The 23,223-nt window shown below is 65.8% G+C and carries 19 protein-coding genes; 8 read left to right on the top strand and 11 right to left on the bottom strand.

Going from position 1 to position 23,223, the window contains the following annotated elements:
* The first annotated feature begins 6 nt into the window (after positions 1–6).
* From rpoD to ACSQ3O_RS08440, 3 genes are all read left to right on the top strand, one after another.
* Positions 7–2,385 (top strand): RNA polymerase sigma factor RpoD, encoded by a 2,379-nt coding sequence (rpoD, locus tag ACSQ3O_RS08450; RefSeq protein ID WP_137749509.1) that lies wholly within the window; start codon positions 7–9, stop codon positions 2,383–2,385.
* 266 nt (positions 2,386–2,651) lie between these two features.
* The gene (locus ACSQ3O_RS08445; protein ID WP_137749508.1) at positions 2,652–3,680 is read left to right on the top strand and encodes a Bug family tripartite tricarboxylate transporter substrate binding protein; all 1,029 of its coding nucleotides are present in this window, start codon (positions 2,652–2,654) and stop codon (positions 3,678–3,680) included.
* A 49-nt stretch (positions 3,681–3,729) separates the two neighbouring features.
* Positions 3,730–5,328: a methyl-accepting chemotaxis protein gene (locus ACSQ3O_RS08440; RefSeq protein WP_436138516.1), complete on the top strand. Its 1,599-nt coding sequence runs from the start codon at positions 3,730–3,732 to the stop codon at positions 5,326–5,328.
* Between the two features lie 433 nt (positions 5,329–5,761).
* Here the strand turns inward: ACSQ3O_RS08440 and ACSQ3O_RS08435 are convergent, their stop codons facing one another.
* The 3 genes from ACSQ3O_RS08435 to ACSQ3O_RS08425 form a co-directional block, all read right to left on the bottom strand.
* The gene (locus ACSQ3O_RS08435) at positions 5,762–6,751 is read right to left on the bottom strand and encodes a tripartite tricarboxylate transporter substrate binding protein (protein ID WP_436141094.1); all 990 of its coding nucleotides are present in this window, start codon (positions 6,749–6,751) and stop codon (positions 5,762–5,764) included.
* Positions 6,752–6,880: 129 nt separating this feature from the next.
* Positions 6,881–8,098, bottom strand: coding sequence for a CaiB/BaiF CoA transferase family protein (locus ACSQ3O_RS08430; protein ID WP_436138515.1), 1,218 nt, complete (start codon positions 8,096–8,098; stop codon positions 6,881–6,883).
* Positions 8,099–8,122: 24 nt separating this feature from the next.
* On the bottom strand, positions 8,123–9,100 hold the full coding sequence (locus tag ACSQ3O_RS08425; protein ID WP_436138514.1) for a hydroxymethylglutaryl-CoA lyase: 978 nt from the start codon (positions 9,098–9,100) through the stop codon (positions 8,123–8,125).
* Positions 9,101–9,219: 119 nt separating this feature from the next.
* Here ACSQ3O_RS08425 and ACSQ3O_RS08420 point away from each other — a divergent pair, with 119 nt between their 5' ends.
* From ACSQ3O_RS08420 to ACSQ3O_RS08410, 3 genes are all read left to right on the top strand, one after another.
* Complete coding sequence (locus tag ACSQ3O_RS08420; RefSeq protein WP_436138513.1) at positions 9,220–10,110, top strand: LysR family transcriptional regulator; 891 nt, start codon at positions 9,220–9,222, stop codon at positions 10,108–10,110.
* Between the two features lie 381 nt (positions 10,111–10,491).
* On the top strand, positions 10,492–10,800 hold the full coding sequence (locus ACSQ3O_RS08415; protein WP_063462008.1) for a winged helix-turn-helix transcriptional regulator: 309 nt from the start codon (positions 10,492–10,494) through the stop codon (positions 10,798–10,800).
* Between the two features lie 109 nt (positions 10,801–10,909).
* Positions 10,910–11,269: an FKBP-type peptidyl-prolyl cis-trans isomerase gene (locus tag ACSQ3O_RS08410; protein WP_056061897.1), complete on the top strand. Its 360-nt coding sequence runs from the start codon at positions 10,910–10,912 to the stop codon at positions 11,267–11,269.
* 149 nt (positions 11,270–11,418) lie between these two features.
* Here ACSQ3O_RS08410 and ACSQ3O_RS08405 read toward each other — a convergent pair whose 3' ends face one another.
* The 4 genes from ACSQ3O_RS08405 to ppsA form a co-directional block, all read right to left on the bottom strand.
* Positions 11,419–11,931 (bottom strand): hypothetical protein, encoded by a 513-nt coding sequence (locus ACSQ3O_RS08405; protein ID WP_137749503.1) that lies wholly within the window; start codon positions 11,929–11,931, stop codon positions 11,419–11,421.
* Positions 11,932–12,120: 189 nt separating this feature from the next.
* Positions 12,121–14,220 (bottom strand): VC_2705 family sodium/solute symporter, encoded by a 2,100-nt coding sequence (locus tag ACSQ3O_RS08400; RefSeq protein WP_436138512.1) that lies wholly within the window; start codon positions 14,218–14,220, stop codon positions 12,121–12,123.
* Positions 14,213–14,557, bottom strand: a complete 345-nt coding sequence (locus ACSQ3O_RS08395; RefSeq protein ID WP_436138511.1) for a DUF4212 domain-containing protein — start codon at positions 14,555–14,557, stop codon at positions 14,213–14,215. Before ACSQ3O_RS08395 ends, ACSQ3O_RS08400 begins: the two co-directional genes overlap by 8 nt.
* 78 nt (positions 14,558–14,635) lie before the next feature.
* Positions 14,636–17,029: a phosphoenolpyruvate synthase gene (gene ppsA, locus ACSQ3O_RS08390; protein ID WP_436138510.1), complete on the bottom strand. Its 2,394-nt coding sequence runs from the start codon at positions 17,027–17,029 to the stop codon at positions 14,636–14,638.
* 264 nt (positions 17,030–17,293) lie between these two features.
* Here ppsA and ppsR point away from each other — a divergent pair, with 264 nt between their 5' ends.
* Positions 17,294–18,115, top strand: coding sequence for a posphoenolpyruvate synthetase regulatory kinase/phosphorylase PpsR (gene ppsR, locus ACSQ3O_RS08385; protein WP_137749499.1), 822 nt, complete (start codon positions 17,294–17,296; stop codon positions 18,113–18,115).
* Positions 18,116–18,290: 175 nt separating this feature from the next.
* On the opposite strand, the gene ACSQ3O_RS08380 is transcribed toward ppsR, so the two are convergent.
* Positions 18,291–19,220, bottom strand: a complete 930-nt coding sequence (locus tag ACSQ3O_RS08380; protein ID WP_436138509.1) for a LysR family transcriptional regulator — start codon at positions 19,218–19,220, stop codon at positions 18,291–18,293.
* Positions 19,221–19,329: 109 nt separating this feature from the next.
* On the opposite strand from ACSQ3O_RS08380, the gene ACSQ3O_RS08375 reads away from it, so the two are divergent.
* Complete coding sequence (locus tag ACSQ3O_RS08375) at positions 19,330–20,316, top strand: 2Fe-2S iron-sulfur cluster-binding protein (protein ID WP_436138508.1); 987 nt, start codon at positions 19,330–19,332, stop codon at positions 20,314–20,316.
* 3 nt (positions 20,317–20,319) lie between these two features.
* Here ACSQ3O_RS08375 and maiA read toward each other — a convergent pair whose 3' ends face one another.
* From maiA to ACSQ3O_RS08360, 3 genes are read right to left on the bottom strand one after another with little or no spacing between them, the layout of a single operon-like run.
* Entirely contained in the window at positions 20,320–20,958 is a 639-nt protein-coding gene (gene maiA / locus ACSQ3O_RS08370) for a maleylacetoacetate isomerase (protein WP_436138507.1), read from the bottom strand.
* 14 nt (positions 20,959–20,972) lie between these two features.
* Positions 20,973–21,974 carry a Bug family tripartite tricarboxylate transporter substrate binding protein gene (locus tag ACSQ3O_RS08365; RefSeq protein WP_436138506.1) on the bottom strand — a complete coding sequence of 334 codons (1,002 nt, stop codon included), beginning with the start codon at positions 21,972–21,974 and terminating at the stop codon, positions 20,973–20,975.
* Positions 21,975–22,027: 53 nt separating this feature from the next.
* Positions 22,028–23,152 carry a cupin domain-containing protein gene (locus ACSQ3O_RS08360; RefSeq protein ID WP_436138505.1) on the bottom strand — a complete coding sequence of 375 codons (1,125 nt, stop codon included), beginning with the start codon at positions 23,150–23,152 and terminating at the stop codon, positions 22,028–22,030.
* Positions 23,153–23,223: the final 71 nt, after the last annotated feature.

The raw sequence follows: 23,223 nt of genomic DNA, 5'->3' as shown, positions 1-23,223 counted from the left end.
TGTTCCATGCCCGCTCAAAAGTCCGCGAAGCCGCCCAAGTCTGCTCCAGGCACTGCCGCAAAGGCTGTTCCCACCCCTGCTGCCAAAGCAACTGCGAAAGCTCCGGCCAAGAAGCCTGCAGCCGCCGCGCCCGCTCCAGCAGCCAAGAAAGTCAAAACTGTGTCCGTGAAAAGTACCGCCGAGCTGATCAAAGCTGCCGATGAGCTGCTGAAGAAAAAACCTGCCCGCGCCAAGGCTGTCGCCGCTGCCGCCGACGAAGAGGAAACCCCGAAGAAGCGCCCCGGCCGCCCTGCCAAGGCCGCAGGCACCGCAGAAGCCAAAGCCCCCGCCAAGCGCGGCCGCAAGCCCAAGGCTGCCGCCGCCGGTGACGAAGGCGGTGACGACACCGACCTGTCCGACATTGAGTCGGACCTCGAAGGCGAAGTCGAAGAGACCCCTGAAGCGGCCGCCACGGTCGAGAAGGTCAAGCCCCTGCGCATGAAGATCAGCAAGGCGAAGGAACGCGCCTTGATGAAGGAATTCGGTCTGGACGAAACCGTCCTGTCCGAAGAAGACATGCAAAAGCGCCGCCAGCGCCTGAAGGCCCTGATCAAGCTGGGCAAGACGCGCGGCTACCTCACGCACGTTGAAATCAACGACCACTTGCCCGACAAGCTGGTCGATGCCGAAACCCTCGAAGCCGTCATCACCACGCTGAACGACCTGGGCGTGGCGGTGTACGAGCAGACGCCCGATGCCGAAGCGCTGATCATCACGGACAACGCCCCCGCTGGCGCCACCGAGGAAGAAGCCGAAGAAGCCGCCGAAGCCGCTCTGTCCACCGTGGACTCGGAATTCGGCCGCACCACCGACCCCGTTCGCATGTACATGCGCGAAATGGGCACCGTGGAGCTGCTGACCCGCGAAGGCGAAATCGAAATCGCCAAGCGCATCGAAGGCGGCCTGATGGCCATGATGGAGGCGATCAGCGCATCGCCCGCCACCATCGCCGAAATCCTCAACATGGGTGAGGAAATCCGCGAAGGCAAGGTCGTCATCTCCACCATCGTGGACGGCTTCTCCAACCCCAACGAGGCCGACGACTATGTGGCCGAAGAAGACTTTGACGAGTTCGACGAAGCCGACGATGACGACGGCAAGGGCGGCTCCAAGGCGCTGACCAAGAAGCTCGAAGAACTCAAGAAGCAGGCACTGGAGCGCTTCGACAAGCTGCGCGAGCTGTTTGAAAAAGTGCACAAGGTGTACGACAAGGAAGGCTACGGCACCCCTGCGTACGTGAAGGCCCAGCACGCCCTGTCGGCCGAGCTGATGACCATCCGCTTCACCGCCAAGACCATCGAAAAGCTGTGCGACATGGTGCGCGGCCAGGTGGACGATGTGCGCAAGAAGGAACGCGAGCTGCGCCGCATCATCGTGGACAAGTGCGGCATGCCCCAGGAGACGTTTATCAAGGACTTCCCGCCCAACCTGCTGAACCTGCAATGGGTCGAGAAGCAGGCCGCCGCAGGCAAGCCCTGGTCGGCCGTGATCGCGCGCAACATCCCACCCATCCAGGACCTGCAGCAAAAGCTGATGGACCTGCAATCGCGTGTTGTGGTGCCGCTGGCCGAGCTGAAGGGCATCAACAAGCGCATGAACGAAGGTGAAGCCACCTCGCGCGATGCCAAGAAGGAAATGATCGAGGCCAACCTGCGCCTTGTGATCTCGATTGCCAAGAAGTACACCAACCGTGGCCTGCAGTTCCTCGACCTGATCCAGGAAGGCAACATCGGCCTGATGAAGGCGGTGGACAAGTTCGAATACCGCCGCGGCTACAAGTTCTCGACGTACGCCACGTGGTGGATTCGCCAGGCCATCACCCGCTCGATCGCCGACCAGGCGCGCACCATCCGTATCCCGGTGCACATGATCGAGACGATCAACAAGATGAACCGCATCAGCCGCCAGCACTTGCAAGAGTTTGGTTTTGAGCCCGATGCATCCATCCTGGCGGCCAAGATGGAAATCCCCGAGGACAAGATCCGCAAGATCATGAAGATCGCCAAGGAGCCGATCTCCATGGAAACGCCGATCGGGGATGACGACGACAGCCACCTGGGCGATTTCATCGAGGACGGTGCCAACACCGCGCCCATCGAAGCCGCCATGCAGGCTGGCCTGCGCGACGTGGTCAAGGACATCCTGGACGGCCTCACGCCACGCGAAGCCAAGGTGCTGCGCATGCGCTTCGGTATTGAAATGACCAGCGACCACACCCTGGAAGAAGTGGGCAAGCAGTTCGACGTGACCCGCGAGCGCATTCGCCAAATAGAAGCCAAGGCGCTGCGCAAGCTCAAGCACCCCAGCCGCTCGGACAAGTTGCGCAGCTTCATCGACTCGCTGTAAGCCAGCACCAAGCCCTACCGGCCGCACTGCGGCCTGCCCAGGCGCCAACGCCCTGCCCCGCAACTGCGGCGCAGGGCGTTTCTTTTGGCTTTGCGCAGTACAGGCCTCCACGTTTACCCCCATGCCACCGACAGCAGACTGACAGCTTGGATGGTGACCATTGCCACACGGCTGAAGGAGACTGCCATGCAGTTCGGTTCTCTCCTGTCGCAATACGCACAGGCCGACCCAGCGATCTGCCCCTCCCCCCTTTTTTCAAAGACCGTATGACGACCTCCTTCAATCGCCGCCAGATCCTTGCCCGCGCCACTGCCACGGGCGCCATCGGCGCACTCGGCGCCCCGTTCGCCACCTCTGCCTGGGCCCAGGCAGGCGCGGCCGCGCGCAGCGCGCCGCCCAAGGCGCCCAGGCTGGCGGGCACGCTGCGCATCGTGATCCCCGCCAACCCCGGCGGCGGCTGGGACCAGACCGGCCGCGCACTGGGCGCGGCGCTGGTGGGCGCGGGTGCGGCCGACCAGGTGGAATATGAAAACATCGGCGGCAAGGGCGGCACCATCGGGCTGGCCAAGTACGCTGAAAAATACGGCAATGACGCCAACACCCTGCTCATGGGCGGCATGGTGATGGTGGGCGCCGTGGCACTGCAAAAACCAGCCGTGGACATGGCCCAGATACAGCCCATTGCCCGCCTGACCAGCGACTACCTGGTGGCGGCCGTGGCGGCCAAATCGCCTATCAAGAACACCAAGGACCTGACCGATGCACTGCGTGCAGACCTGCGCGGCATGCCGGTGGCCGGAGGCTCTGCCGGGGGCGTGGACCACATGTTTGCAGGCGTGCTGGCGCGCGCCGCCAAGGCCAAACCCGAGGAACTGGTCTACAAGCCATTCCCCGGAGGCGCCGACGTGGTCGAGGCGCTGGTGTCCGGCAGCGCTGCCGTGGGCCTGTCGGGCTACAGCGAGTTCAGCGACGCCATTGCGGCAGGGAAGCTGCGGGCCATCGGGGTCTCGTCCCGCCGCAGCGCGTTTGGCCTGCCGTCCTTCCGCGAACAGGGGCTGGACGCAGTGATGGCCAACTGGCGTGGCGTGTTCACGGGCAAAGGCGTGGCGCCCGCCCGCATGGCCGAGATGCTGACCGCCGTCGAGGCGGCCACGCACCACGAGTCCTGGACGCGCACGCTCAAGCAGAACCGGTGGGAACCCTCTTGGCTCACCGGCAAGGATTTGGCAGAGTTCATGGAGCTGGACCTCACCACCGCCCGCGTGATGGTGTACCTGCTCAAGTTGAAGGCCTGATCCCACCGCCAGGCCCTCCGGGCCCGCTGCAGAACCTTTGGAGCCTCTGATGAAAATGTCCAACCACTCCATCGGCGCACGCATGGCCACGGCCCTGGGCCTGGTGCTGGCGCTGCTGCTGGGTGCCGCGCTGTTCGGCATTGCCACGCTGTACCACACGCTGGGCACCTACGACACCACGGTGCTGGGGCGCGTGGCGCAGGAACGCGCCGTGAGCCGCATCGAAAGCGAGTTCAAGACCCAGGTGCTGGAGTGGAAGAACACCCTGCTGCGCGGCGAAGACTCGCGCAAGCGCGAGTTGCACTGGGCCGCCTTCCAGGCCAGCGAGAAGCGCGTGGCCGACGCCGCCAAGGCGCTGGAGCCCCAGTTGACCGACGCCCAGGAAAAGGCCGCGCTGCAAAAGTTCACCCAGGCCCACGCGCAGATGGCACAGGGCTACCGCAAAGGCTTCGAGGTGTTCCAGTCGCTGGGTTTTGTGCCCTCGGCCGGGGATGCCGACGTGGCCGACATCGACCAGGGCCCCGCCAGGCTGCTCGCCGAGCTGAGCCAGCAGGTGGCCGCCAGCAGTGCAGCGATTGCCGAGAAAGCTGCGCAGGACGCGCGGCGCGCGTTGGTCAGCAGCCTGGTGGCGCTGGCGCTGGTCACGGCGCTGGGCGCGTGCGCGGGCTGGCTGCTCACCCGCTCGGTGGTGCGCCCGCTGGGCGTGGCCGTGTCGCTGGCCCACAAGGTGGCGGCGGGCGACCTCACCACCAGCATCCGCGTGGAGGGCCGCGACGAGCCCGCCCGGCTACTCGAAGCCCTGCGCGCCATGCAGGACAACCTGGAGACCGTGGTCGCCGGGGTGCGCAGCAACGCCGAAGGTGTGGCCAGCGCCAGCGCCGAGATTGCACAGGGCAATGCCGACCTGAGCATGCGCACCGAAGAGCAGGCCTCGTCACTCGACGAAACCGCTTCGTCCATGCAGCAGCTGCAGTCCACCGTGCAGCAGAACGCCTCGAACGCGCAACGCGCCAACGAACTGGCCAAGAGCGGAGCCACCGTGGCGCAGCGCGGCGGCGATGTGGTGACGCAAATGGTGGAGGTGGTGCAGGGCATCCAGGAGAGTTCGCGCCGCATTGCCGACATCATTGGCGTGATCGACGGCATCGCCTTCCAGACCAACATCCTTGCGCTGAACGCGGCCGTCGAGGCCGCCCGTGCAGGCGAACAAGGCCGGGGTTTTGCCGTGGTGGCGAGCGAAGTGCGCAACCTGGCCACGCGCAGCGCCAGTGCGGCACGCGAAATCAAGGCCCTGATCCAGACCAGCGTGGAGCGCGTGCAGGCAGGCTCGGACCTGGCGCGGGATGCCGGCACGACCATGACCGAGGTCGTGGCGTCTATCCGCGAGGTGAGCGCCCTGATGGAGGAAATCAGCCAGGCCAGCGCCGCGCAGACCTCGGACATGCAGCGTGTGACGCAGGCCATCGTGCGCATGGACGATGTGACGCAGCAAAACGCCGCCCTGGTGGAAGAAAGCGCCGCCGCCGCTGGCAGCCTGAGCGGCCAGGCCCGCCAGATGGTGGATGCGGTGGCGGTGTTCCGCCTGCGGCACCAGACACATGCCCAGAGCAACACCGGAGCGCCTGCACTGCCAGCGCCACGCGGCTGAGGTTTTGCTACCGAAAGAATAGCTGACAGCGATTTCTGGACAGGCGCTGGAGCCCTAAAAGCAGCCCCAAAAAAGCCCCAAAAGCAGCCACAAGGCACCCCAAACGCAGCTCGGGTTAGCGCAGAGCAACCAGAAAGAAAATGCCATCAGAAACGGTGTTCTGCGCCATGGGCAGAGCCGGGTACGCCCTTCCAACTGCTGCGGCCTGCGATTACTACAAAAACAATAGCTACAAAGGCATACCCATCGCGCGGTAACGGCCTGAAAAGCTTCAAGCTTTTGCTTCCCGGCCACCGTGCAGGCAGCCGCATGGCCAGATGAGCGGGCGCCGCCCTCCCCTGCCCATCGACCGGCTCGCCGCTTGGCTGGCCCGCCCCAGCTCACCCCAGCCAACCGACTGGCCAACCGACCAGACAACCAACCCGACGCCCGATCAGTCAATTTTCACGTGGGCGTTTTTCACCACCTGCGCCATGCGCGCGGCTTCGGTGCGGAAGAAGGCGGCGGCGGGCTCAGGCTGCGTGAGCTTGATCTCGTAGCCCTGGGCGATCAGCGCGTCACGCGCCTCGGGCATCTCCATGGCGGCCTTGAAGCCGTTGTACAGCCGCGCCAGCTCGGCCTTGGGCAGGCCTGCGGGCGCCACGGGGGCGATCCAGCCATCCAGCTCGTAGCTGGGCAGGCCCTGTTCGGCAATGGTGGGCACACCGGGCAGCATGGGCACGCGGCTGACCGTGGTCACGCCCAGCGCGCGCAACGAGCCTGCCTTGATGTGCGCCGCAGCGGGTGCCACCGCCACCACGCCCAGCTGCACCTGCCCGCCCAGGATGTCGTTCATCAGCGGGCCCATGCCCCGGTAGGGGATGTGTTTGATGTCGAGCTGCGCCTGGTCCACAAACATGGCCGCGCCCAGGTGCAGGATGGTGCCGTTGCCCGACGAGCCGTAATTGAGCACGCCAGGTTTGGACTTGGCCAGCGCGATCAGCTCCTGCACCGTCTTGGCGGGCACTGCAGGGTGCGCGACCAGCACGAACGGCGTGGCGCCCAGGATGGTGATGGGCGTGATGTCGGCCAGCGAGTCGAACGGGATGTTCTTGTACACGCTGGGGTTGACCACGTGGTTGTTGGACACCACGCCGATCACCGAGCCATCCTTGGGCGCCCGCACGATCTGCGTGGTGCCGGTGATGCCGCCCGCGCCCGGCAGGTTTTCGATGACCACAGGCTGGCCCAGCGCCTTGGCCAGGCTGGTGCTGATGGCGCGGATGGCGCCGTCCGCCCCCGAGCCCGCCGACAGCGGCAGGATCACGCGCAGCGGCTTGCCGTCTCCTTGGGCGCGCGCCGTGCGGGGCAGGCCCCAGGCCGCAGCCGCCAGCGCGGCGGCGCCGGTGGCCAGGGCCTGGCGGCGCGTGGGCAGGACGTGGATGGCGGGCGCGGTGCGGGGCGAGTCAAAAGCGGGGGTGGACTGGGGCACGGTTGTCTCCGGTGGTGGGTGTGGGGAATCCGGGGGCCTGCGGTCTGCGCCGCGTGAGGTGCCCCGGTCGTCAAGGAAAAATCAGGCAATGGCCCCGCTGGTGTGCAGCGCGGCCACTTCATCGGCCGTGTAGCCCAGGCCCTGCAGCAGCTCGGTCGTGTGCTGGCCCAGGCGCGGCGGGTCGCAGCGCACATCAAGCCGCTGGCCGTCCAGGCGCAGCGGCATCAGCGTGATCTGCGCGGTCTGCCCGGCGCGCTCGCCGTCGGGCAGCGTGATGTTGGCCAGGCCACCGGTGGCCTGCAGGTGCGGGTCGTCAAACAGTTCTTCGGGCCGGCGGATGGGTGCAAACGGCAGGCCATGGCGCTCGAAGATGGCCGCCAGTTCGTCGGCCGTGTGCTGCGCCAGGCGCTCGCGCAGCACGGGCATCAGCGTGGGGCGGGCGCGCACCCGGTCGTTGTTGGTGGCCAGGCCGGTGTCGGCCTTCAGGTCGGCATAGCCCATGGCGTCGCAGAAGGTCTGCCACTGCGCATCGCTCACGGCGGCCAAAAAGATCTGCCCGCCGTCCTTCACACTGAACACGTCGTACACGGCCCAGGACGAGATGCGGTCGGGCATGGGCGCTGCGGGTTTGCCGGTGACGGCGTACTGCATCATGTGCTGGCCGACCAGGAAGACGTTGTTCTCGAACAGGGCCGAGTCCACCTCCTGCCCGCGCCCGGTGATGCCGCGCTGCATCAGCGCGGCCATGGCGCCGATCGCACCAAACATGCCGCCCATGATGTCGTTCACGCTGCTGCCCGCGCGCAGCGGGTCGCCTGGGCGGCCGGTCATGTAGGCCAGGCCGCCCATCATCTGCACCACCTCGTCGAGCGCCGTGCGGTGCTCGTACGGGCCGGGCAAAAAGCCCGTGTGGTTGACGTAGATAAGGCGCGGGTTGACCTGGCTCAGCGCGGCGTAGTCCAGGCCGTATTTCGTCATCACGCCGGGCTTGAAGTTCTGCGCCACCACGTCGGCCGATGCGGCCAGCTTGCGCGCCACCGCCAGGCCCTCGGGGCTGCGCAGGTCAAGCGCAATGCTCTTCTTGTTGCGGTTGAACATGGGGAAGAAGCCCGCGCCCGCGCCCAGCAGGTGGCGCGTGCGGTCGCCGTCCACGGGCTCGACCTTGATGACCTCGGCCCCCAGGTCGGCCAGCACCATGCCGCAGGTGGGGCCCATGACCATGTGGGTGAACTCCACCACGCGCAGGCCTTCCAGCGGCAGGCGGGGGGACGGAGAGGTGGCGGGTGTGTGGTCGTTCATGTTCAGGGCGTTCCGAAAAAGGGGTCAGGCCGTTGTGGCTTCGCGCAGTGCGGCGGGTGCGGCATTCTGCGGTAGCCCGGCCTGCCACAGCGTGCCATGCAGAGTCTCGCCCGCCAACCATCCGGCCACGCGCTGGCGCAGCGCGAGCAGCGCGGTCACGTCGATGCCGGTGGCAACGCCCATGCGCTCCAGCATGAACACCAGGTCTTCGGTGGTGACATTACCGCTGGCGCCCGGCGCGTGTGGGCAGCCGCCGATGCCGGCCAGACAGGCGTCGAAGCGGGTGATGCCGGTCTGCCAGGCGGCATACACATTGGCCAGGCCCATGCCGCGCGTGTCGTGGAAATGCGCACAGGCCAGGCGGTCGCCCACCAGGGCGCGGGCCTTTTCAAACAGACGGGCGACCGATGCGGGGTCGGCAAAACCCACGGTGTCGGCCAGGCTCACGTGGTCGGCGCCGGCGTCCAGCAGCGCCTGCATCAGGCGCAGCACTTCGGTTTCTGCCACCTCGCCCTGCAGGGTGCAGCCAAAGGCCGTGCCCACGCCGCCTTCGATCAAGGTTCGGCGGCCGCAGCTGTCGCGCAGCGCACGGATGCGGGCCACCTCGGCCACCACCTCGTCGGGCGTCTTGCGCAGGTTGGCCAGGCTGTGGGCGTGGCTGGCAGACAAGGGCACCACCATCAGGTCGGCACCACACTCCAGCGCGCGCTCGGCGCCCTTGAAATTGGGCACCAGCACCGAGGCCACCAGGCCCGGCAGCGTTTTGGCATGGGCCAGCACCTCAGCCGTGTCGGCCAGTTGGGGCAGCAGCCGGGCGGGCACGAAGGAGCCCACCTCGATCTCGCGCTGGCCGGCGGCGTAGGCGGCGTTGATCCATTCGATCTTGTGCGCGGTGGACACCACAGTGGCAATGCTTTGCAGGCCGTCGCGCAGGCCGACTTCACGGACGGTGGCGCGGGCCGCCGGGGGCTGCAGGTCGGACGGGATCGGGGAGGTGTGCACGGGATGTCTCTTTCAGGTGGGTCTGGGCAAGATTCTAAAAATTCCCGAATGAATCAGAAAATACATCTCGGAATCCATAAAATTCCCAAACGGAACACCACAACACTTGGAGGGTTGCCATGCGCGACCTGGATCTGCAGACCCTGCGCCTCTTTGCCGCCGTGTGCGAGCAGCGCAGCATCGCGCGCGTGGCCGAGCAGGAATCCATCGTGGGCTCGGCCATCAGCAAGCGGCTGGCGCAGCTGGAAGACACCGTGGGCACCCCGCTGCTGCTGCGCAAGCGCCGGGGCGTGGTGCCCACCCCGGCGGGCGAGACGCTGCTGGAGCATGCCCGCACCATGCTGGCCAGCGTGGGGCAGATCGAGCGCGACATGGCGGCCTACGCCACCGGCACGCGCGGCCATGTGCGCATGCTGGTCACCGCGTCGGTCATGGCCGAGTCGCTGGCCGATGATGTGGCGGCCTTCTTGCAAGACCCGGCGCACCGCAACATCCAGATCAGCCTGGAAGAGCGTGTGAGCCCCGACGTGGTGCTGGGCGTGCGCGATGGCAGCGCCTCCATCGGCATCTGCTGGGACGCGGCCGACCTGTCGGGTCTGGAAACCAGCGCCTACCGCAGCGACCACCTGGCCGTGGTGGCGCATGAGTCGCACCCCGTGGCCCGGCTGCAGAGCGTGCGGTTTGCCGACGTGCTGGAGCATGAATTCGTCAGCATGCCCGCGCTGAGTGCGGTGCAGGTGCTGCTGGCGCGCGCAGCGGCTGTCGAGGGAAAACTGCTGGCCCACCGGGTGCTGGTGTCCAACTTTGACGCCGCCCTGCGGGTGGTGCGCGCCAATCTGGCCATCAGCGTGGTGCCACGTGAGGTGGCCCAGCCGTTTGCCGATTCCGCCCCCGTGCGCATCGTGCCTCTGAGCGACCCCTGGGCCCAGCGGCGCTTTGCGATTTGCTACCGCAGCGCCAGCGCCCTGCCCCCGGCGGCGCAGTTGCTGGTGGGGTATCTGGCGCGCTAGGGATCCTCTGCACGAATCGAGCGGCAAGTGTGCGATGCGGATCGGGATGGACTGCAAGGCGCAAAACGCAGCAATAGCCGTAGCTATTGCGAGCATTTGCAACGCGGCAGACCGCCCGAGCCCGCAGATGCACACGGCGCGACGATTCGTGCAGAGGATCCCTAAGGCCACCCGCTCACGGCCCCCTGATCCGTGGCCGGTGCGCAACATTTTGGCAGGGAATAGCCCAAATTTCCCCCTCAGCGCATATGTGACGTACGTTCTGAGCTACCAAACTTGTAGCAAAACGGGTTCCGCGCTATAGTTTCAGCACATCACGGGCCCGGAAACCGTCCGCCCGATCCGAATCGAGATCCAATACTTGCGCGAGGAGAAGCGTCCATGAGCTCCAAAGAAAATGTCGCCATCAACCAACTGTTCGAGCGGCTTGAATGCCGTTACGCGCTGCGCGTGCTGTGGGCCCTGAAGGACGGCCACCCCCAGACCTTCCGCCTGCTGCAGGACAGCGTGGGTGGCATCACCCCCAACACGCTCAACACCCGCATCAAGGAATTGCGCGAAGCCGGTTTTGTGGACCATGGCAGCGACGGCTACACCGTCACCCCCTCGGGCGCCGACCTGCTCAAGCGCCTGTCGGACGTGCAGGCCTTTGCCACCCGCTGGGTCGCGGGCCGCGCCAAGAAAGCCTGAGCCCCCGCCCCGCACGGGGCATTCGCTAAAATAGCACTCTAAATAGCTTCTAGCGCGCGATGAGCAAGCGCTAGAAGCTATATTTTTAATAGCATCAAGGAATTTCACCATGGCACTGACCACCACCGCATCCGGCCTGCAGTACGAAGACACCACCGTGGGCGAAGGCGCCGAGGCCACCAAGGGCCAGAACGTGTCGGTGCACTACACCGGCTGGCTGTACAACAACGGCGAACAAGGCGCCAAGTTCGACTCCAGCCGCGACCGCAACGATCCCTTCGAATTTGCACTGGGCGCAGGCATGGTCATCAAGGGCTGGGACGAAGGCGTGCAGGGCATGAAGATCGGCGGCCAGCGCACGCTGATCATCCCCGCCGCCCTGGGCTACGGCGCCCGTGGCGCGGGCGGCGTGATCCCCCCGAACGCCACGCTCAAGTTCGACGTGGAACTGCTCAAGGTCGGCCGCTGATCGCAGCGCCTTCTGGCACCCCAAAAGCAAAAAGCGGCCTTCGGGCCGCTTTTTGCTTTGTGCTGCTGCAATCGCTGCGGGTCACCGCCCGCAGGCTTGCAGGATGTGGGGCAAGCCCCCGGGGCCGCCACGCAGCAACTCGGGAGAAGTCAGTCGAACAGCGCGTGGTCCAGCCGCTCGAACTTGTCGTCGCCCACGGCCTCGCGGATCTTGGGGGCCAGGGCCGCCAGATCGTCAAAGCTGCCTGCCCCCTCCACTGCCAGGTTCAGGCGGAACCCGCGCAGCCCCAGGCCCGCCGTCAGCTCTGTCGCAATGGGGTAAGCAGCCTGGTAGCGCTCCTTGGGCGAGCGCCCCGAACCTTCCATGGGCGAGGCAATGGTGCCCAGGTCGGTGCCCAGGGCCTCTGCGGCATCGGCAGACGCCGGGCTGGCGGCCTTGGCAAACACCGGCATGGGCTGGCCTGACAGCGGGGCCAGCAGCCCTTGCGCAATCATGGCCTGGACATCGTCCTGCGTGATGCCCATGGCCGCCGTGGCCGCCAGGACTTCGCCCATGCTGCGCTTGCCGTCAAAAAGAATGAAAGCCGAACGCTGGCGCGAACTCAAACTGCCACGGCGATCCTTGAGCGCCTCTTGCCCGGCCTGGGTTTTGACAAGAACCATGCCTCTCCTAGGGAATAAAAAACGGTGGCCGCAGGGGCCAAACGGTCGCAACGGCCAGAGGGCCACGCACTGCAGCCCAGAATCCCATGTTTTGATACCCGTGGAAATCGGGGTTTACACATAAATACAGACACTGGCGCCGACCAGGCCAACCGGGCCATCCCCCGGAAGCCTGGCAGGTGGTGTTGCCTACATTTCCGAGCGGATGCGCGGCTGTGCCGGAGCTGGGCGCGTCATCCAGCTCAAGACCACCGTGACCAGCAGCCCGCAGGGCACGCCAAACACACCGGCCGAGATGGGCTGGATGCCAAACCAGAGCCCGTCCGCCAGCAGCCAGCGGGGCAGCACGCCCTGCACGGCGGGCACATGCGACAGCATGTAGTAGACGGCGATGCCCAGCCCGGCCAGCATGCCCGCCACCACGCCCTGCCGCGTGGTGCCGCGCCAGAAGATGCCCAGCACCATGGCAGGCACAAAGGCCGATGCCGCCAGCGAAAACGACGCCGACACCATGGGCAGGATCTCTGAAGGCTTGAGCGCCGCCACAAAAGCCGCCGACAGGGCCACAGCCAGCAAGGCAAACTTGCTCAGAATCACCCGCTGCTCGGGCGAGGCCTTGCGCTGCGCGTCCTGGAAGTACAGGTCGCGCACCAGTGCATTGCTGATGGTGAGCAACAGGCCGTCGGCGGTAGACAGCGCTGCTGCCAGCCCACCCGCCGCCACCAGACCCGACACCACATAGGGCAGCCCGCCCAGCTCGGGCGTGGCCAGCATGATGAGGTCGGCCCCCAGCCGGATCTCGCCAAACTGGATCAGGCCGTCGCCATTCACGTCTTCCAGCGACAGGAGTGAGCTGTCCACCCGCGACCATTGGGCCATCCAGGTGGGCAGCGCCTCAAAACTGCTGCCCACCAAGTTCTGCATGACCTCGAACTTGACCAGCACTGCCAGCGCCGGAGCGCTGAGGTACAGCAGCGCAATAAAAAACAGCGACCAGCCCACCGAGGCACGCGCCGCCGACACGGAGGGCGAGGTGTAGAACCGCGTGAGCAGGTGCGGCAGGCCCGCCGTGCCGACCATCAGGCAGAACATGAGCGCCAGAAAGTTGCGCCGCGTCAGCTCGTAGTCGCGCTGTTCCTCAGGGGTGCCATCAGGGTCGCCCACATAGGCCTGGCTGTGGGGCGGCAGCCCGCCCAGGGGGCGTGCGCGCTCGTAGTTCTCGCGCATCTCGCGGGCCCAGCGCTCGCGCGCGGCATTGGCGTCGCGTGGCAGCGCAGCCAGCTCGCGGCTGGCGGCCACGATCAGGCCCACGTCGGCATTCTGCGCACGCAGCGCCCGGATGCGCTCGCGCCCCTTCTCGCGCTCATGCTCAAGCGAGGCCTCCACGTTCTGCAAGCGGGCCTCAAAATCCTTGGCGCGCTGCAGGTAGGCCTGCACCACCTGGTGCTCGGCCGGGGAATCCAGAAGCTGCGCCTCCAGGTCGGCAATCTTGCCAATCTGCGCCCCATAGACCAGCGGCGCCAGCGGGTTGCCCAGCTGCTTGTACGCCAGCCACGACACCGGGATCATGAACGCCAGCAGCAGCACCACGTACTGCGCCACCTGCGTCCAGGTGATAGCCCGCATGCCACCCAGGAACGAGCACAGCAGCACCCCACCCAGGCCCAGCATGATGCCGATCTCGAACTGCACCCCCGTGAGGCGCGAGGCGATCAGCCCCACACCGTAGATCTGCGCCACCACATAAGTGAACGAGCACAGCACGGCCGCCAGCGCGGCAATCACGCGCGGCCAGCGCCCACCAAAACGCACGTGAAAAAAGTCGGGCACGGTGTAGAGGCCCATGGCACGCAGGTGTGGCGCAATCAGCATGGCCACCAGGCAGAAGCCCCCCGTCCAGCCCAGCAGGTAAGCCAGGCCACCAGCCTGCCCCGGCGTGCCCGAAAACCCCTGCAGGTAAAGCGCGCCCGACAGGCTGATGAACGACGCAGCGCTCATCCAGTCGGCCGCAGTGGCCATGCCGTTGTACATGGGCGGAATGCGCCGCCCGGCCACGTAATAGTCCTCGGGATCGGTGGTGCGGCCATACACGCCGATACCGGCGTACACCATCACGGTGAGAAACAGGAAGATCGGGCCGATCCAGTGGCGCGACAGCCCCTGGTGCTCAGCCCAGGTCATCAGGGCCAGAAAACCCAGAACCCCCGCTACGTACAGCGCCAGAATGCGGTGCAACCGCCACAGGTAGGCGCGGTCACCATCGGCAGGGCCCGGCTTGCGCTCAGCCATGGGAACGGTCGGGGGCCTGTGCAGAAGGCGGTGGCGGGGCCTCGCGGCCCTCCAGGTCCTCCCGCTCGAAACGGTTCATGGCCCAGCCATAGACCACCACAATGCCAATGAACACCAGCACGGCGCCTTGGGCCGCGATCCAGTACCCGAGGGGCCACCCACCGAACACCAGCACCTGCAGGTCACGGGCGAAATAGGTGGCACCAAACGACACCACAGCCCACAGCACCAGCAGCCCCGCCTTGAGCTTGAGGTGGCGCACATCGTGCAGGTCGGGCGGGAAAGGCCCCGCCATCTCCGGCTCGCTCGGGTGGGGGCTGGGCTGCTGAGAACGCATCACGGTCACATCACAAACACATCACGAACTTTGGCGCGAGCGATGTGGTGACCCATGGCGGTACAGCAGCCCCTTGCGTCAGCCCGCAGCCAGTTGCTGCCAGGTGGCAATCACGCTGTCGGGGTTGAGCGAGATCGACGAGATGCCTTCCTGGGCCAGCCACTGCGCAAAGTCGGGGTGGTCGCTGGGGCCCTGACCGCAGATGCCGATGTACTTGCCCTGGGCCAGGCAGGCCTTGATAACCTTCTCGATCAACGCCAACACGGCCGGATCGCGTTCGTCAAAGTCTTGCGCCAGCAGCTCCAGGCCCGAATCGCGGTCCAACCCCAGGGTGAGCTGGGTCAGGTCGTTGGAGCCGATGGAGAAGCCGTCGAAGAACTCCAGGAAACGCTCAGCCAGGATGGCATTGCTCGGCACCTCGCACATCATGATGACCTTGAGGTCGTCCTTGCCACGCTGCAGGCCATGCGATGCGAGCAGTTTGGTCACGCGCTCAGCCTGGCCAAGCGTGCGCACAAACGGCACCATCACCTGCACATTGGTCAGGCCCATGTCGTTGCGCACGCGCTTGAGCGCTTCGCACTCCATGGCAAAGGCTTCGCCGAAGTCTTCGCTGATGTAGCGGGCCGCGCCGCGGAAGCCCAGCATCGGGTTTTCTTCCTCGGGCTCGTAGCGGCTGCCGCCGATGAGCTTGCGGTATTCGTTGGACTTGAAGTCCGACAGGCGCACGATGACGGGCTTGGGCCAGAAGGCGGCAGCGATGGTGGCCACACCTTCGGCGACCTTGTCCACGTAGAACGCACGGGGCGATGCATGGCCACGGGCCACGGACTCGACGGCCTTCTTCAGGTCGGCATCGATCTGGGGGTAGTCCAGGATCGCCTTGGGGTGCACACCAATGTTGTTGTTGATGATGAACTCCAGGCGCGCCAGGCCCACGCCCTCATTGGGCAGCTGGGCAAAGTCAAACGCCAGCTGGGGGTTGCCCACGTTCATCATGATTTTGGTCTTGATGGGGGGCATCTCGCCGCGCTGCACTTCCGTCACTTCGGTTTCGAGCAGGCCGTCGTAGATCTTGCCCGTGTCGCCCTCAGAGCAGCTCACCGTGACCAGCGTGCCGTCCTTCAGCAGCTCGGTCGCATCGCCACAACCCACCACGGCGGGGATGCCCAGCTCGCGCGCAATGATGGCGGCGTGGCAGGTGCGGCCACCCCGGTTGGTGACGATGGCGCTGGCGCGCTTCATCACGGGCTCCCAGTTGGGGTCGGTCATGTCGGTCACGAGCACATCACCGGGCTGGACCTTGTCCATCTCGCTGATGTTGTGCACCAGGCGCACGGGGCCGGTGCCGATCTTCTGGCCAATCGCGCGGCCTTCGGCCAGCACGGTGCCCTGGCCCTTGAGCTTGTAGCGCAGCTCGGCCTGGCCCTTGGCCTGGCTCTTCACGGTTTCGGGGCGGGCCTGCAGGATGTAGAGCTGGCCGTCGGTGCCGTCCTTGCCCCATTCGATATCCATGGGGCGGCCATAGTGCTGCTCGATCACCAGTGCGTAGCGGGCCAGCTGCTCCACGTCGGCATCGGTCAGCGAGTAGCGGTTGCGCTGCTCGGTGGGCACATCAATGGTCTTGACCAGCTTGCCGCTGGCAGCCTTTTCCTCGGGCGTGGAGAACACCATCTGGATCAGCTTGCTGCCCAGGTTGCGGCGGATCAGCGCCTTCTTGCCCGCCTTGAGCATGGGCTTGTGCACGTAGAACTCGTCGGGGTTCACGGCGCCCTGCACCACCGTCTCGCCCAGGCCGTAGCTGCTGGTGATGAACACCACGTCTTCAAAGCCAGATTCGGTGTCGATGGTGAACATCACACCTGCAGCGCCCAGGTCGGAGCGCACCATGCGCTGCACGCCGGCCGACAGGGCGACCACATCGTGTTCAAAACCCTTGTGCACGCGGTAGGAGATGGCGCGGTCGTTGTACAGCGACGCGAACACTTCCTTCATCTTGTGCATGACTTCGTCGATGCCCACCACGTTCAGGAAGGTTTCCTGCTGGCCGGCAAACGATGCGTCGGGCAGGTCCTCGGCCGTGGCGGACGAACGCACGGCAAACGAGGCAGCAGGGTTGCCAGCGCTCAACTTGGCAAATTCGTCGGCAATGGCCTTTTGCAGGTCGGCCGGGAAAGGCTGGGCCTCGACCATGGCGCGGATTTCTGCGCCGACCTGCGCGAGGGCGCGCACGTCTTCAGTGTCCAGGCTCTTGAGCTTGGCGCTGATTTTGTCGGCCAGGCCGTCGTAGGCCAGGAATTCGCGGAACGCGTGGGCGGTGGTGGCAAAGCCCGTGGGCACGCGCACGCCCTGCGGCAGCTGGGAGATCATCTCGCCGAGGCTGGCGTTTTTACCGCCAACGGCCTCGACATCGGTCATTCTCAGGTTTTCAAACGGTACGACCAGGGCGGTCGGGCTGAAAAGTGCAGACATGGGAAAGCTCCAGAAGTTGAAACCGGGTCTGCGTGCCGGGCCCTGGATGGCTCCTGGCAGGCGGCCATGCACGGCCTGAGGCTTTGTCGTTGTGGTTGTGGGCCGACGCGGTGCATGGTGAGAATTGGATAATTGTGACAATTGTAGGCCCGAGCTTCTGGCAACGGGCTGACGCTTTCACGCGACTGACGCAAAACGGGGAATCGCCACTTCTTTGTGGTGTCCACCCCGCTGGCGCAAGCCGCATCCAAAAAAAGGGCCTCCATGCATTCGCGCACCGTGTTTTTTGTCTCTGACGGCACCGGCATCACTGCCGAAACCTTCGGCAACGCCATCCTGGCCCAGTTCGAGATGAAGCCGCGCCATGTGCGCCTGCCCTTCATCGACACCGTGGACAAGGCCCACCAGGCGGTGCGGCAGATCAACCACACCGGCGAGGTCGAGGGCAAAAAACCAATCGTCTTCACCACCCTGGTCAACATGGAAGTGCTCAAGGTCATCCAGGAAGGCTGCAAGGGCATGCTGCTCGACATGTTCGGCACCTTTGTGCACCCGCTCGAAGACGAGTTAGGCATCAAGTCCAACCACCGCATCGGCCGCTTCAGCGACGTAAGCCGCAGCAAGGAATACACCGACCGCATCGAAGCCATTAACTTCAGCCTTGCGCATGACGACGGCCAGAGCAACCGCGACCTGGCCGGCGCCGACGTGATCCTGGTGGGCGTGAGCCGCAGCGGCAAAACCCCCACCAGCCTCTACCTGGCCATGCAATGTGGCCTGAAAGCCGCCAACTACCCGCTGATCCCCGAAGACTTCGAACGCCGCCAGCTGCCCCCGGCGCTGGTGCCATTTCGCAGCAAGATCTTTGGACTGACCATCAGCCCCGACCGCCTGGCCGAGATCCGCGCCGAGCGCCGCCCCAACTCGCGCTATGCCAGCCTGGAGAACTGCCGCATGGAAGTCTCCGAAGCCGAGGCCATGATGCGCCGCGCGGGTATCCGCTGGTTGTCCACCACCACCAAGTCGATTGAAGAGATTGCCACCACCATCCTGCAGGAGATCCGGCCGGAGAAGCTGGTGTATTGATCAGCGTTGCGTGACAAATGCCATCCACCATAAAACCATCAAAGTGGTGGAAAGATTATTGATAAAAATCGGCCTCTCCGCGCGACTGACAAGCGCAATTAGCTATAAATAGAATAGCGCCCCCTAGCGGGACCTGCCGCGCAGTTAGGCATGCGCCGCTGGCCCGCCCCAAAGATCACGGCAACCCACCGCCAGCGGCGGCATCGCCCCCAAACAGCTCAAACACCATGCCGCGCAGCCACTGGTTGACGGGCTCGCGGTGCACCTTGGCATGCCAGAACACACTGATGGGCGCGTCGGGTAGCTTGACTGGGTGCGCGCGCACCACCAGGCCAAAGGGCTCCACCAGCTTGAGCGCCAGCCGCTCGGGCACCGTGGCCACCAGCGCCGTGCTTTGGAGGATGTGGCCCACACTCACAAAGTGCGGCACGCTCAGCCGCACCAGGCGGTCGATGCCGGCTTTCTGGATCAGCTCGTCCACCTTGCCGTGCCCCGTGCCCGCCGACACGATCACCAGGTGCTCTGCCGCCTTGTAGTCGGGCAGCAGCAGCTTGGGCCGGTCCAGCGCGTGGCCCTTGCGGAACAGGCACACATAACGCTGGCGAAACAAGCGCCGCTGGAAGAACCCCGCTTTGAGCTGCGGCAGCAGGCCGATGGCCAGGTCCACCTTGCCCGCCTCCATGTCTTCGCGCAGATGGGCGGCGTTGTTGCGCACGGTGTTCAGCGTGACCCCCGGCGCCTCGCGCCCCAGGCGCTCCAGCAGCGCGGGCAGGAAGACGATCTCGCCAATGTCCGTCATGCCGATGGTGATGGTGCGCTTGAGCGTTGCGGGCGTGAACTGCGTGCGCTGGTTCAGCCCGCTGTGGATCATGCCCAGCGCATAGCCCACGGATTCGCCCAGTTGCTCGGCAAACGGCGTAGGCACCATGCCGGCCGAGGTGCGCAGGAACAGCTCGTCGCCAAAAATGCGCCGCAGCTTGGCCAGCGCGTTGCTCACGGCAGGCTGCGTCAGCCCCAGGTTGTCGGCCACTTTGGACACGCGCCGCTCGACCATGAGTTGCTGAAACAGTACCAGCAGGTTCAGGTCGATATCCGATAGCTCCATCGCCACTCCATCAGCTCAGGTGATATGAAGTGGCGATGGTATTGCAGCCAGTGATTGGGTGGCGCGGTTCTGGGCACAATCGCCCACATGACCTTGCATCCAGCCTGCCATGGACATCCTCGTTCAGCCGCATAACCGCGTGATCCGCGCCGAGCCCGGCGTGAACCTGCTCGACGCCCTGCGTGCGGCGCAGGTTCCGATGTCGTATTCGTGCCTGTCAGGCCGCTGCGGCATCTGCCGCTGCCGGGTGCTGTCCGGCGAGGTACTGGATGGCGGGCGTGAGCAGCAGCGCCCACTGGACGGCGTGGACGGCGCCGTGCTGGCCTGCCAGACCTATGTGACCGAGCCTTGCACAATCGAAGTGCCCGCCCCCGAAGAGGCCGTGGTGCACCGCGCCCGCGTGGCCAAGGCCACCGTGGTGGCCATCGAGCCGCTGGCGGCAGACATCCGGCGCCTGCTGCTCAAAGTAGCAAAACCCATTGCGTATTCGCCGGGGCAGTACATGCAGCTCGGGTTCACGCCAACGCATGTGCGCCCGTATTCGATGGCGAACCTGCCGGGCGAACAGTTGCTGGAGTTCCATATCCAGCTCATGCCCCAGGGCCGGGTCAGCGGCTACGTCGCCGGGCAACTGAAGGTGGGGGACAAGGTCAAGGTCAGCGGGCCGCTGGGTGCGGCGTATTTGCGCCAGCAGCACATGGGGCCCATGCTGTGCGTGGCTGGGGGCACCGGGCTGGCGTCGGTGCTGTCGGTGGTGCGCGGCGCGGTGGCTGCTGGCATGCGCAACCCCATCCACCTGTACTTTGGCCTGCGCTCGCCGCGCGAGCTGTATGGCTTGGCATGGCTGGAGCAACTGCGCAGCCTGCACCCTGCCCTGCAGGTGCACGTGGTGGTGGCCTCGGGCGCCGACCCGGCCACCCAGCGGCGCGGGCTGGTGACCCAGGCCATCGAGCAGGACCACTCCAGCCTGCGCGGTTGGCAGGCATATCTATGCGGATCGCCGCCGATGGTGGAGACCACCACGCTGCTGGCGCTGGGCAAGGGACTGGAGGCGGCGCACCTCCATGCCGAGGCGTTTTATATGCAGGGAGACTGAGGTTCAGCTGGCATCCGGCTGCGCACTGGGCGCCGCCTTGCGAAACGCCTCCAGCTGCGCGCAGGCCGCATCCACCGCCTGCACGCGCGGCCAGCGCGACAAGTCCACCTTGAAGCGGCGCGCACTCTCCACCTGCGGGACCAGATACACATCGGCCAGCGTGGGGGTGCTGCCAAAGCAGAAATCCCCGCGCTGCGGGTTCTTCGACAGTAGCGCCTCGATGGCGTCAAAACCCGCGCTGATCCAGGTGCCGCACCAGTCGTTCACGGCCGCCTCGTCGGCACCGAAGCGGTGGCGCAGCGCCTCCAGAATGCGGCGGCTGTTGATGGGATGGATGTCGCAGCCCACGATGGCGGCCAGGGCGCGCACCTGGGCGCGGTCACCGGCATCACCGGGCAGCAGCGGTGGGTGGGGATAGCGTTCTTCGAGCCACTCGATGATGGCGGGCGACTGGATCATCAGACGCTCGTCGGCCTCCAGCACGGGCACGAACTGCTGCGGGTTGATGGCCTTGAAGGCATCGGCCAGATGCTCCTCGCGCCGCAAATCGACCGCCACCTGCTCGTAGGCCAGCCCCTTGAGGTTGAGCGCAATGCGCAAGCGGTGGGATGTTCCGCTGCGGAAGAAGGAATAGAGTTTCATGCTCAGTCTCAGTCTTAGTCCAAGGCAATCTTGGCGCGCTTGACGACTTCGCCAAACGTGCGCGAATCGCGTTCGATGGCCTTGGTGAGTTCAGCGGGCGGGCCGATGTAGGGCTCGAAACCAAAGGTCGCCAGGCGCTCCTTGACCTCTGGCGTGGCCAGCACCTTGCCCACATCGGCATTGATCTTCTCGATGGTGGCCTTGGGCGTGCCTGTGGGCGCGAACAGGCCCACCCAGGTCTTCACCTCAAACCCGGCCGGGCCACCGGCCTCGCCCATGGTCGGAATATCGGTAAAGCCCGCCAGGCGCTGGGGCGCCGCCAGGGCCAGAAACTTCACCTTCTTGGCCTGGAACATCGGCCCGGCCGTCGCCGCCGTGCCAAACGCCCACTTGATGTCCCCCGTGGCCACCGAGGTGTAGACGCTGCCCATGTCCTTGTAGGGCACATGCATCATCTTGGTGCCCGTTGCCGCCTCCAGACTCGCCGCGCCCACATGGGCCACGCTGCCAATGCCCCAGGAGCCGTAGGTGATGTCGCCCGGCGCGGCCTTGGCGGCCTTGATCAGATCGCCCACATCCTTCCAGGGCGAATTGGCGGCCACCACCACAAAGAAGTTGGTGAAATACACCGGTGCCACGGGCTCAAAGTCTTTCATTGGGTCGTAGGGCAGTTGCTTGAACACATGCGGCTGCAAGGCCATGTGCGTGTTGTCCACCTGCAGCAGGGTGTAGCCGTCGGGCGCAGAGCGCTTGGCATCGGCGATGGCAATGAATCCGTTGGCCCCCGGCTTGTTGTCGATGACGAGTTGCTGCCCCCAGTTGCGCGACAGGCGCTCACTGAGGATGCGCATCACCGCATCCGGGCCGCTGCCGGGTGAATACGGCGCGACCGAGCGCACGGGCTTGGCAGGGAAGGTCTGCGCCACGGCGTGGGGCACGCCTGCGGCGGCCACAAGCGCCAGCGCGCAAAGCGCCAGGGCAGGTCTCAAAATCTGTGAACGAATGGCGGTCAGCATGGGGTTGTCTCCTTGGTTTTATGAAAGCCGAATCCGGCTGGGTGAGTGATGGATCAAACAGTGACTTGCACACGGTGGCTGTGCAGCGCCTCAAAAATCGGCGCATCGCTGAAGCGGAACAGATCGAGCGCGCCCGCCTCCGATGCCTGGGCCGAGAACGGCTGCCACGACGGCACCACAAACAAGTCGCCCCGCGCCACTTGCCATGTGCGCTCACCCACCGTCACGGTGCCATGGCCGTCAAACACCTGGAACACGGACGAGCCCACCTCGCGCTGTACCCGCGTTGCAGCGCCTGCGCGCACGCGGTGCATTTCGGTCCGCATCGTGGGCAGCACATCGGCGCCGGTGGTGGGGTTGGTAAAGCGCACCGCCGCATGCCCAGGGCTCAGCGTGCCCGGCTGGCCTTCGTCTTCCAATGCGAGCTGGTCGGCCAGCGCACGGTCGGTGTCCACCCAGCGGTAAGCCAGCAGCGGCGTGGCGGGCTGGGCCTGCACCATCGACACCGGGCGCAGGCCGGGGTGGCCCCACAGCCTTTCCGAATACGAACGCTCGGCGGTGGTGCGCTCGGCGGGCGGGAGCTTCTCGCGCCCCACTTCAAAAAACTGGCTCTCGGTGTAGTACGAAAACGGAATGTCCAGGCCGTCGATCCAGGCCATGGGCTCGGTGGCAGCGTTGTGGTGGGCGTGCCAGTTCCAGCCCGCCTGCGGCAAAAAATCGCCCCGCGACATGCGCACGGAATCGCCATTCACCACCGTCCACACGCCCTCGCCTTCCACCACAAACCGAAACGCGTGCTGCGTGTGCCGGTGCTCGGGGGCGTCTTCGCCGGGCATCAGGTACTGAATGGCGGCCCACAGCGTGGGCGTGGCAAACGGGCGCCCGCCGAGGGCTGGGTTGGCCAGCGCAATCGCCCGGCGCTCGCCGCCCCGGCCCACGGGCACGATGGCGCCCGCCTGCGCGGCCAGGGCCTTCAAGCGATCCCAGCGCCACAGGTGCGGCACGGCCTTGGACTGGGGCTGGCGGGGCATCAGGTCGCCAATCTGCGTCCACAGCGGCACCAGCAGCTCTTGCTCGAAGCCCCGGTACAGCTGCTCCAGTTCGGGCGTCGGCTCGGGCTGGCCCTTGCCCGCAACGGCGTGCAGCCGCACGGGGGAAGGCGTGAGGTCGGTGGTCATGGTGGGGTTGTCTCCTTCGTTGTTTCCATCAGCTTCTTCGAGCTTCAAACACCCGTTCAGGCTGAGCCTGT

Origin of the sequence: Acidovorax sp. LjRoot74 (assembly GCF_964254355.1) — a bacterium.
In the GTDB taxonomy this organism is placed as follows: domain Bacteria; phylum Pseudomonadota; class Gammaproteobacteria; order Burkholderiales; family Burkholderiaceae_C; genus Acidovorax.
This window is presented reverse-complemented; position numbering and strand designations above follow the sequence as displayed.